Raw genomic sequence first — 12,148 nt, 5'->3', positions numbered from 1 at the left:
TGCCGGTCGGTCTGATTCGAACCAGGAGTCGCGGCAGGATGATCCGCTGATCGGTTCCCGGCCGGCCGATGATGATGCCGGTGGCCGGCCGCCCGGAAAGCCCGAAGCGAGACGCGATGTGGTGCTGATCGAACCACTACGCGGGCGCCCGGGAGTCACGATCGAGCGGATCACCTTCTCCGATGGTCACCGGGTACTGCGTGAAACCTACGACGACGTCGAAGAGGCCGCGGTGGAGTGGGTCAACTCGCGGATCGGTAGGGAGATGGGTGCCCCGATCGCTGAGGCGGCACCGAATGTGCCCGATTACCACGTGCTGTACCGGGATTATCTGCCCAGGAGATCGGGTCTCGGCGTCCCCCGAGCGGCCGACGTGCTGGGTATTTTCCACGCCATCACCGGAAAAGCGAGCGCTTTTGCCGATGTCTTCGCGCGCCGTGTCGACGGTCGTAGGGTGTGGCAGAAACATCACCTCCGCCGGTCGGATATCGTCGCTATCGGCAATCAGTTGGCGGCTTTCGGAGAGACCCTGCAGCGGGAACCGTCTCCCGAGCCCATATATAACGCGATGCTCGACGCGCATACAGCGGCGATGTTCGCGCTGGGTGAGGTGGCCCGCCACTCCGAGCACCCGCTGCGCTCGGCTGGGCTGTACCGCGATACACAGGCCAAGCTCGGGCTGATCGGGGAGTTCGAGGGTAAACACCCGTATATCGAGTTGTCGTCGGCGTTCGCCAGTCCTTATGTGCCGGTGGAAACGGTCCGGGAAATTCTGACCACACTGGACAATCTGCTCGATAAGTACCGATACGCCCCCGGCGGCTGGATACTCATGACCAACATTCGCCGGGTGGAGATCGACTTCTTGCGCGCATCGACCGCCTTGACGCAGGGCTGGGACGATACGCACGGCAAAGACGGTGGGGTCACCATCGTCCGGACACATTTGACATTCGATATGTGGCACGCGGCCGATCCGAAGCAGGCTGAGGTTCAGAGCAACCTCAGACTGGAGCGCGGCGTGCATCCGAGCAGCGGGAAACTGCATGTAGACAATGTCTATCACGAGTTTGCTCACGCGATCAACCAAGCTACCGGGCACGAACTCGGCCGGAAACTGGTCGAGGTACTGAAGGGCGTCCACGCGAAACTGGAAGAGCGTGGCCTCACCGAGAGTTACGACGATTGGCTCAAACGTCTGGGATCGGGTGCCTTCACGACTTCCGCCAAGGTCGAGCTCGACGAAGGTGAGGCCATCGCCGTCGGGTTCGCCGATGTGGAGATCAACGGCCTCGTCTTCGGCACCCCGCAGTGGGCGATCCACGAGTACGTCGCGAAAACCGCACCGCCGAACATCGATTTGTGGGTGCCGACCGGGAAGAGCCGCAAAGGTCTCCCGCCCGGCTTGGCCGACGCGCGGCCGGTGGAACAGGGCGCCCCGACCGGTCACCGGCCGGAACCTGCCAGCGCAGGGCCGGACAGTGATGCACTGCCACCGGAGGACGGTCCGGAAATCCGGCTGTCGGCGGCGCAGGAATCGGGTGTCTCGCGGCCCGTCCACAGGAAACAGTGGCGACATGAGTTTCCCGGGCTCGCCGAGTGGATGACGAAGCGGACCGATCGGCGGGAACTGGCCGGTGCGTTCGCGGATTGGGAGCGGGCCGAGGGCGACGCGGGCGAGGTGGAGCGGCTGGCCGAAATGGTCGATACCGTAGTTTCGGCCGCGTATATAGAGCGAGCGTTGCGTGCGCCCGAGATGATGGCGGTCGATGAGGAGCATCCGCAGGTCGCGATGGTTGTCGATCAGGACGGTACGCCGCTCGGGCTGAAGATCGCGAGTATGGGCGCGCACCGTCGGGTCCTGCGCGATCTGCTCGCCGCCCGCCCGGACCTGCTGACGACCGTTCCGCGCGATGGTGGTCGCCTGCGGGTCGAATACGAGAATCTCACCTTGGAGCGTAATGGGCAGGTGCGAAGCCGGCGCCTTTCCGTGGACGATGCCGATCAGATCGGACGTGAGACAACCGACACCGGCGACCAGGACCCCAGGGCTTCCACCGAATCGGCGGAAGAACGACGGGGGCAGGGACTGTGGGGCGGGAGTGCGCCGATCGGTTCCCGGTCGGACGACGAAGACAAGACGATGGAGGTGCCGAATGAATCGGCCCCGTCCAGTGCCCATGCTACGGTCGGCCGGTCCCCGTGGGACAAACATGAACCAGCCAGAGCCACGGTCGGCGACGGCGTCGACCGAACCGGTGAGGCGGTCGCCGACGGTGGTGAGCCGGGGGGCGACGGTCAGGGGCGTTCGGCCGAGACCCGGCCGGTTCGCACAACCGAGCGCGTCAATCCTGCTGTACAGGAATCGCAGGAGCGGGCCGACCACGGTGAAGCCGACCCTACCGCCGGCTCCGGGCGGCAGCCCTCACCATGGGCGGCGAAGAAGAACCGGGCGTACGCAACCCTCGGACAGAAGAAACCCGATTCCGGCGACCAGGATGGAGGAGTAGCCCAGGAGCGCGGTGATGCTGGTCGACCCGATGCCGTGGACGCCTCGACCCGGGGTTCGCGTGGTGGTGGAGAGGTACCGGGTGGGCCGTTCGATCAACAGGCGCTGCGCGCGGTGTTCAGGCGGACGGTGAGAATTGTCGGTGATTCCCGGGTTGCTCCGGAGGCTGTTCGGGAGGTTGCCCGGAAGGTCACCAAGGAAACCGTGCGTCGGGCGGTTGTCAGGGGCGTCGATGCGGGTGACCGGCGGGTTCGGCAGCGTCTGTTCGAGATTGCGGACGGTGTGCTGTTCGACCGGTTGCGGGAGGGTCTCCGGTCTGCCCACGCCCACACCCGGGTTGGCCCAGCCGCGGAGATCGACCACGACGTGATCAGTTGGGTACTGCATACGATGACCCCGGAGGAGTGGGAGAGAGGTCGTGGGTCTCTCAGTCGCGAGATGAGGAGATGTTTGGTCACTCGTTTTCTGCAGGGCTTGCCCAGGAAGAAGGCGGCGAGTGAATTACGGTGCCACCCAGACGACATCAAAAACCTGGAGCGGGCTGCTGTTCACGCGTTGGGGCAGATTGTCGATCAAACGCGACGAGCGGCGGATGGTGTCCGGGAGGCTCGCTCCGAGAGCGATATCACGTTGGATCAGCAGACGAGACGGCTACGGGTCCGTGGCAAAAGGGAACAGCCCCTGCAACTCGCTCTGTTCGAATTTCTGAAGAGCCAGCGCGGCAAGCCGGTATCGACAAAGAAAATCAAAGAGGAGTTGTGGGGTGAACGGTCCGGCGAGATAGCCGATAGCACGGTTCCGCCGATCATCAGCAAAATCAACCGAAAGCTGGGCGGGGCCGGTTCGATAACTTACGTATCCGGTACCGGATATCGCTTCGGGACCGTAATAAGGACAGCAGAGGATGCACTTCAGGTGGGGCGAATAAAGCTGCATTCGGCGGCGCGGATGGTGTGGGTCGACGACACCGAACTCGAGATGCCGATAGTCGGGAAACAGTTCGACCTGTTGGAGTATTTCATGCGGCGGGCCGGTGAGGACGTGTCGCCGGCAGAGATCAGAAGAGACCTTTGGAACGATTCGATTCAGCTGGAATCCGTCAATTCCTACGTGTATGTCCTGCAGCGCCAGTTGGGGGACCAGGGATTCATCAAGCGGGCCGGTGGAGGCTGGCGTTTCGATGGCTGGGGTGGTGTCGAGGCGTTGCCGGATGAGCCGGTTGAGGCGTGGCGGGTCGATACCGCTGGCCTGATCGATGCGTCGGTGGGTGATACGTCGCCGACATATGAGCAGTTGCGGGAGCGGTTGCGTGCGCTGGCGGGTCGATATCCGGACGAGGAGGCGTTGTTCCAGGAGATCGGTCGTTCCAAAGAAGGGCGGCTGATCGAAAGGTTGTCGATATATGGTGGCCCGAATAATATCGAGTTGGCTGTCGATCCGCATCCGATGGAACCGATGGGGCGGAGTACGGCGTTGGCGTTCGCAGAGTATTTCAGTTCGTGTCCGGAATTACGGTCAGTGTATTCGCTTCATATTGTGGTGAGCGCGGATCCCGATAGTGCCGTATTGAATGCGCCGCCGACCCGGAGCGAGGGATCAGTGGATCTGTTCGAACATTACACCGGGCAACACCGTTCGCTGGCGGGACCCGATGGGATGGTCCCTGACGCTGTTCCGGTGCCGGGAAAGAGGTTCTCCTCGGCTGTTCCCGGGCCGGAGACCTTGACATTGATGAGTAGCAGCAAAGCGCTGAAGCCATTTTTCCGGTGGTCGGGACACAATATCGACTTCGGCGGCGCGTACATGTTCTTCGGCACATCCGGAGACCGCTTCGTGCGCGTACTGGGCCGGTGGGTTATTGGTTTGTTTGCCGAGGTCGCCGAGCGGCACGGCATCCCGATTTCGTCGGCTCCGCCCGATATCGCTGTCGATCCGGGGTTGGCGGAAAAGGTCGGACACGGCATATACACCGAAATGGATCTGCCGGATGGTGCTTTTACCGGGAGATTCGCTTCCTGGTTCGGCGCTTTGTCGACAATGATGGATGTGCCGGAGTGGTCTGTTCGGCCATCGAGTGTGACCAGGTCCGAGGCAATCGATTTACTGGAGCAACGTGCTGCGGTATTCGACAACCTGGTCCAGCGTTTGCCGGCGGATATCACCGCGAGTGAATTCGGTCGTGGCGCCGAGTACGCCATGTCGTTCCTACGAGGTCAAGCCGAAGCCTTGCGGCGGGATCCGGACAAATTATTCGATCCCGGGGTAGTGCACCGTCCGCCCTTGCGTCGTATGGGTGGTTTGCTGCGGCAAATCGACGAGACTTTGGCGGCTGATCCACTTCGTGCTGATCTGCTGGATCTGCGGGAGGAGGTGAACAGGTATTTACTCGAGTGGATTCAGTTCCAGCGCGATGACCAAGATCCGGTCTGGCTGCCGTTGCGTTCCACGGCGGGTATGCAGTTGGAGTTGCTTTTCTCGCTGATTCCCCAGGCACGAGCGGTGCATTCCACGATGTCTGTTGCGGAGCGTCGCGGTCGCTTCTGGTTGGATGCGGCGGCACGGATAGTCTGGGTCGACGGCAATGAAATCCGATTGAGCGATAACGAGTTCGCGCTGTTCGATTTACTGACGCTTCGACGAGGAAGCGTGGTCAGCAAGAGGGAAATCGCGCAGATGCTGAGGCGTAGGTCGCTGCGCTCGGCCAACGTTCCGGAAAGTCTGGTTGAGGTTCTCATACGTAGGCTCAAGGCCAAACTGGGCGTTGATGGATCGATGATCACTGGAGCGCCGGGCGGCTACCGTTTCGGGGCCGAGCAGAGCGCGGTGGAGCATGAGCATACGCTCGAGGTAGGGCGGGTCACGCTGACGCCGGCGCCGCGGACGGTGTCGGTCGACGAGTCCGAGGTCCCGGTGGTCGGGAAAAATTTCGAGCTGCTGGAATATTTCATGCGGCGGACCGGGGCGGTCATATCGCCCGCAGAGATCAGAGATCAAATCTGGAATAATTCTGTCCCACCAAAAAATATCAGATCCTATGTGCTGGTTCTGCGGAGCCTGTTGGGGGATAAGGGATTTATTACGTGGGTCGGTGAGGGCTGGCGTTTCGAGGGTCGTGGGTCGGTCCCGGAGGCCGAAGAGGGTCCGCTGATCGATTCCCGGGCCGATGGTGGTGGCCGGTTGCCGGTGGACCGTATCGATCAGCGGGTGGTTCGTGCGGTATTCGGGCGCGTCCTCGATGTTGTCGGGGACCGTGGGGTTGCTGAGGCTATTACTGACGACACGGTCGCTCGGGCGGCGGGTCGTCAGTTGGCCGGAGGTGGCGATCAGGCAGTGTCGGCCTGGTTGTTCGAGGTCGCGGATGGTCTGATTTTCGAACGGCTGCGCGACCGTCTCCGGTCCGCCCACGATTCCCATGTCGCGGCCGGGTTCATCGCCGGCAGCGATGCTGACACCTTCCGTTGGGTGTTGCGATCAATGACACCGGCAGAGTGGGAGAGGTGGTATCCGAGTCTCGATTCCGAGTTGAGGGGCTGTCTGGCTGGTCGCTTCCTGGGCAGATCGTCGGTGAAAGACACGGCGACCGCGCTTGGACTGCCCCCGGACTATGTCGCGCACCTGGAGCGGACTGCTGTTCGTAGGTTGGCCGGTTGGATCAGAGCGGATCGAGCGGCGCGTCGGGTGTCGATCGGAGGTGACGAGACCCACCTGACGCCACAAGAGTTTGTACTCCTCGAAGCTCTGTGGCTGGAACGCGGGAAAGTGGTCTCCTCCAGGGATATCCAGCTGGCGGTGTTCGAAAAGGAACTCGACGATGAGAAACCCGTTCACGTGCTCGTCCACAGACTCAAAAAGAAACTGGGCGTGGGTGGTTTGATCACTTCGGTAACCGACATCGGTTACCGATTCGAGGACGAATTGAGCCAGGCGGCGGCCGCGGTCGAACTGTCGGACATACTCGAGGTGGGCCGTGTCGCCTTGTCCCCGGCGGCGCGGCGGGTGTGGGTGGACGGGAATGAGGCTGAATTTCCTGAGCTGGAATTCGACCTGCTGGAATTGCTTGCGCACAAGGCGGGGCGGATCGTATCCCCGGAAGAGATCAATAAGCAGCTCTGGGGTGGATCCGCCCGGGCGAACACCATCAAGCAACATATGCGGAAATTGCAAGAGCTTTTGGGGGATGCTTCGCTCATCGCAGCCGTCCCGGGCAGGGGCTACCGATTGGAGTGGCCCGATGCGATCGTGGTGGGTCGCTGCCACCTGTTGCCTGCGACGCAGACGCTGTCGATCGACGGGGAGAAGACCCAGGTCTCCCCGAGGGACGCCGATGTGCTGCAGGTGTTGATGCAGCGAGCCGGTTTCGTGGTACGGACGGAACGTCTCCAAGAGCTGGTCTGGGGGCGGTCGGTGGACCGGTCCACCGTCTATATCTACATCAAGCGATTGCAGAATCTCACAAATGATCAGACCTACATCACGCATCTCAAGGATGTGGGTTGGCGTTTCGACGGTTTGCCATCGGACCGGGCAGAGATCGATGAGATGGTTTGGTCGGATCCGGCGCTGGTGGAGTGGAGTGGCGTTCGCCTGTCGCCGGACGCCCGGCGGGTGCAGGCCGGCGGGCGAGAAATCGACCTGGACCGGATCGAGTTCGATCTGCTGAAGATCCTGATGGAAAATGCTGGAAAAGTCCTGTCGGGGCCCGAGATCGAACTGGCGGTCTGGGGCGATGTAGCGGATAGATCCGATGGGCTCGATTCTTGGATTTCCGATCGACTCAGGTCTCAGATTCGTGGTCTGCGGAAGAAACTGGGCAAGGCGGGCGAGGAGTATGCCCAGCTTGTCGAGACGGTCGCACCCGGCTATCGGTTCAATCGTGTGGCGATGTTGCCGGCAGCGGCCGAGTCGCCGGCATCGATCGGCGGCGAGCTGCGCGGGGCGCCGGACGAGTCACTGCCCGGTGGGCCGGGCCGGGAAACGGAGGAAGACGGGGATACGCAGGAAGGTCCGGCGATCGGTACGCGCTCGGACGACGAAGCCGGGAACGTCGATCAGGGTGACGGACACGAGTTGCCCGAGGCAGGGCAGGTGCCGGATGCCGATTCAGTACCGGACCAAGAGGGCACGACGGAGTACGTCGCACCGTTGGCGGCAGGACACAACGCGTCAGAACTCCTCGATGCCGGCTCATCCAGCACTGCACGATGGGCCGGACCGGTACCCGCGGGGAGCGTGACAGCGTGGTCTCCGTCGAACCAGGCGACACCTGCGGAGGCGCTGGAGGAACTGGCGCCCGATAGGCCGACCCCGGGCGACGACGGGAGTCCGCTGGTCGGGTCCCGGTCCGCCGATGACCCGGATAAGCGCGCGCGTGAGCAGCCGGGCAAGCCGGTGACGGCATGGCAGGGGTCGACACCATGGTCTGACGAAGGCGTGCCGGTAGGCGTCTCCTACCAATTGCTTCTCGAGTGGGCCGCCGAACTCGACGATAAGGTTGCCCGGCAGCTCATGATCGACCGGCACGTGCGGGCCGAGGCGCAATTGGCGGCCTTTCGGCGCGGCGACCCACTGCCGATCCAGAACATGATCGACACGGTGCGAATACTCAATGTCTTGGTGTGGGAACAAAGCCACCGGTTCCTGCACGACATACCACAACTGCCGAACGACCGATCCGACCGCGCGGGCTGGACCGAACTGGAACGTGACGTCACGACCCGTGTTCCGTACGCCGATGAATTACATCGCGCGGCGAGTATTGTGGTCGAACTCGTCAGGGCGTTACCCATCGAAGTATCTGGCGGCCTGCCGTCACAGTGGGACAGCGACCGGGACGGCTTCCTGAACTTTCTGCACCACTTTCCAGAGCACCTCCGGCGAATGACAGACGAGTTGTCGGCGGCCGCACGGGAAGAACCCGGCTCATCCCGCCTGCAAAGCGCGATACTGCCCAGTGCGATCGCACATATGGCGACTATTCGCACCACTCACTTCGAAACGATGAGGTCGATCGACGGCAGGGATTGGTCGGAGCAGATCGACGAATATCTGAAGCTTTCCACAGAGCTCGATCGCCCCGCGCGGTTGGCTGCCTTGCTGACTCGTGCCGGAGCATTGGACCTCGAGGACGCATCGATACTGGTCAGCGATGCTGTATTCCTCCATCCGGAGGCAATGCGGCGTTGTATCGCAAGGCTTCCCAGAAAGCAGCGTCGGTATGCCGAGCTGCGATATCTGCGGGGGCGTAGTCGTGACGAGATGGTCCACATGCTGGGCAAATCGATGGATACGGTCATGCGGGCCGAGCGTCGGGTACTGCGTCGTTTGGCCAAGTTGCTTCCCGAAGAGCTGACCAGCCCGACCACTCTGTCGCAGTTGCTCGCCCACGGGCGTTCGCTGTCTTCACAGGAGATGTCCATGGTAATCCGTGACGCGGCGACCGAGCATCCGGAGGCACTGCGGCATTGCCTCGAAAGGCTCACCGAATACGAATGCAGATGCATCGAATTGCGGGCGTTGGAGGATCAGAGCTTCGCTCAGATGGCGACTGCGTTGAACAGTACCGAAACCACCGTGAAGAATTCGTATCGGCGTGCTGCGTTGCAGTTGATCGAATGGTTACCGGTCGCACTCGGTTGGCCTGTGCCTGCCGTCGCAGAACAGGCCGGTTCCGGTTCCGGCGCTGCCTCCGCAACTCCCGCCTCGGGCGGTGGTGTCGAACGAGAGCCAGAGATCGGGGTTGTCTCTCTCGAGGAGAGAAGGTTTCGGCAATGGTATTGGACGCGAGTATCGCGGGCGGTGACCCAGAGCCCGGCGCAGTACGCGCGCATGCAGCACCTCAGCGAGGAGCAGGTGCGGCGCTGGCTGAAAGCGATCGGGGCCGATCCCGATCTTTATGCCACGGAATCCGATGCACCGCCTCCGCATCCCCGTTCCTTCGATGACGCCCGTCAGTGGTTGTCCGCGATGCGCGATTATCTGGCCTTGACGCCGGAGCAGATGGACTATCTCATCAACGCTCCACAAGGCAGCTGGAATGACTTTGAGCGTGGCGATCGGGATCCGACCACCGGACAGTGGCGGGCCTTGCTGCGGAGTGTTCCCGGCGCTCGCCAGCTCTATATTCCGATTGCCCTGCGCTTCCACCCCGACCTTGTCGGCCCATCGCACCGCGGCTCATACTTGAAGGATCTGCGTCAGAAGGCTGGGTGGACTCAGACGCAACTGGTCGAGGCGGCAGGGTTGGATGCGTACTCCGTCTACAGCCATGAGGCCGGGCACGGAGCGCGGTCGGTGGATGTGTGGGAGGCGCATCTTCGTGCCCTGACATCAGCGGCGTTGGGGAATACGAAGGGCCATCACCATATCGGGGATGATCTTCGTCGGCTGCGCGAGAACGCCGGTCTCACCCAGCAGCAACTTGCTGATAGGTCAGGCGTGTCGTCGGATGTGGTCGGCGATCTCGAGGCGGGACTACACCGGCCGTCGAAGGCGACGGTGGAGGCGTATCTCGATGCCCTGGCTCATGGCAGCCCGCTCTACCCCGAGGGTTATGCCCATATCGGCGACTACTTGAGGGGTGCGGGAATCGACCTGGAGCGTCTCGATATTGCCACACTGCAGAAGATGATGTCCGCCGGCCAGGTCACTTCCGTGGATCTGGTCCACGCGTACCTGCATCGGATCGAGACCGTGGATCGGGACGGCCCCCGCCTGAATGCGATTCTGACGCTGAACCCGGATGCGGTGTCGGATGCTGCGTGGCGGGATGCGGAACGCCAGCGCGGCATCGTCCATAGTCCCCTGCACGGCATCCCGATCGTGGTGAAGGACAACATCGATGTGGCGGGCCTGCCGACCACAGGTGGCGCACTGGCGCTCCGTGATTCGGTCCCGGACGAGGACGCATTCCTGGTGCGGAAGCTGCGCCTGGCCGGCGCGGTGATTCTGGGCAAGACCAACCTCACCGAGTTCGCGAATTTCACCACCGACGATATGCCGCCCGGGTACAGCTCCCTCGGCGGGCAAGTAGTCAATCCGTACAATTCGAGCCTGCCCCCCGCCGGGTCCAGCTCAGGGTCGGCGGTAGCGGTTGCGGCCGGTCTGGCGGCGGCGAGCGTGGGTACCGACACCTTCGGCTCCATCACCAGTCCAGCGGTATGGAACTCAGTGGTCGGCGTCAGGCCCACAGTCGGTGTGGTGAGCCGGGCCGGACTGCTGCCGATCTCGGACACGCAGGACATGCCCGGCCCGATGGCAACCTCCGTGGAGGACGCAGCTGTGCTCCTCAACGCCATGGCCGGAGACGACCCGGAAGACCCGTCGACAGACGAAATAAAATATCTCAATATGTCCGTCCAGCGTCTCCTCGACTTCTACGGTAATCATCCTTCCGGCAGCCCGAATATCGCGAAGAAACGCAGAATCGATTACGCTGCCGGTTTGTCCATCGACGCGCTGCAGGGCAAACGGATCGGAGCCGTTCCCACCTACGAAACCGGCAATATGCTCACCGCGTTCACGAACGCCCAGGCTGTCCTGCAGGACCGAGGTGCTGTCATGGTACAACTGAAGCCGCTCGTCCCCCACCGAGCGCCCGGCATTCTGATGCACGAGTTCAAACGCGACCTCAACCGATACCTCGCCCGGCTGCCCGCGAATGCGCCGATGAAGACGCTCGACGATATCTTGCGATTCAACCGCGAACATGCCGAGGAGGGCACGATGGATTTCGGGCAGTTGTTATTGGAGGCGTCCAATGCTGTCGACCTCGATGACCCCACGGTCGCCACGGTGCACCGGGTCCACCGCGGGCTCGGTATACAGGGCGCCGGGAGCCTGATCTTTGCTCAGCTCATCAACCTCCGGCTCGACGCCCTCCTTTTCATTGCCGATACCGGATTCCTGTTCGCGGCCCGAGCACTGTATCCGTCGGTCACGGTACCCATCGGATATGATCCCGAGACCCGCCGTCCCTTCGGAATGACCCTGGTAGGAGAGCCCTATAGCGAGGCTTCCCTGCTCGCCTTCGCCTATGCGTACGAACAGGCGGCACAGGAGCGGAGAACGCCGAGCGGGGTGAACCCCGACCTGTATCGACCTGTCGAGCCGACAGCTGTCCCCCGGCAAGCGCCCCATACCTCGGTGGGAGATGAGAGTTCCGATGTATCGCAGACCCCTGCTCCGGACACGCCATCGGACACGGAGTCCCTAGCGACGGCAGTCGAGAATTTCAGCAAATGCCTGGAACAGGTGAGTGAACAGACCGGCAGGACATTCGGTCGACTGCAGATAGAAGAGCTCGATACGCCGATTTCGGAAGCGGCGCAACGCGCCTGCGGCGGAGAATTTTGCACCATCGGTTCGTGGGACCTGCGCGAGCGCGAGCTGCTGCTGATGCCGCCGGGATCAAGCTACCTGATCATGCGAGGTTCCCGCTCCATGGTGTTGTCGCACAGCAAGGACCACCAAGGCCGGCTCGAATACTACGATCCGGCCGATGGAGAATCACAGGTCTACGAGCACGGACTGCGTCCTTACGCCATCCCGTTACCGTTGACCACCAAGGTTGCGGTTCTGTACGACCATGAGGGGGTGATCCAAACGCTACCGGGCCGGGCGATGCTGCCGACATTCGAGTAG

Annotated in this window: 1 protein-coding gene (running past one end of the window); it reads left to right on the top strand. The window is 62.4% G+C overall.

The genetic code is table 11. The features are described from left to right. Positions 1–12,148 carry the 3' end of a winged helix-turn-helix domain-containing protein gene (locus tag ABZV91_RS09080; protein WP_355237764.1) on the top strand. The gene continues 14,957 nt to the left of window position 1, outside the view, so 12,148 of the gene's 27,105 nt are visible here — the last part of the coding sequence; its start codon lies beyond the left edge, outside the window; its stop codon occupies positions 12,146–12,148.

Origin of the sequence: Nocardia sp. NPDC004568 (assembly GCF_040609955.1) — a bacterium.
Classification (GTDB): Bacteria; Actinomycetota; Actinomycetes; order Mycobacteriales; family Mycobacteriaceae; genus Nocardia.
Note: the sequence above shows the minus strand (reverse complement) of the source record. Positions and strands in the feature narration are given on the sequence as shown.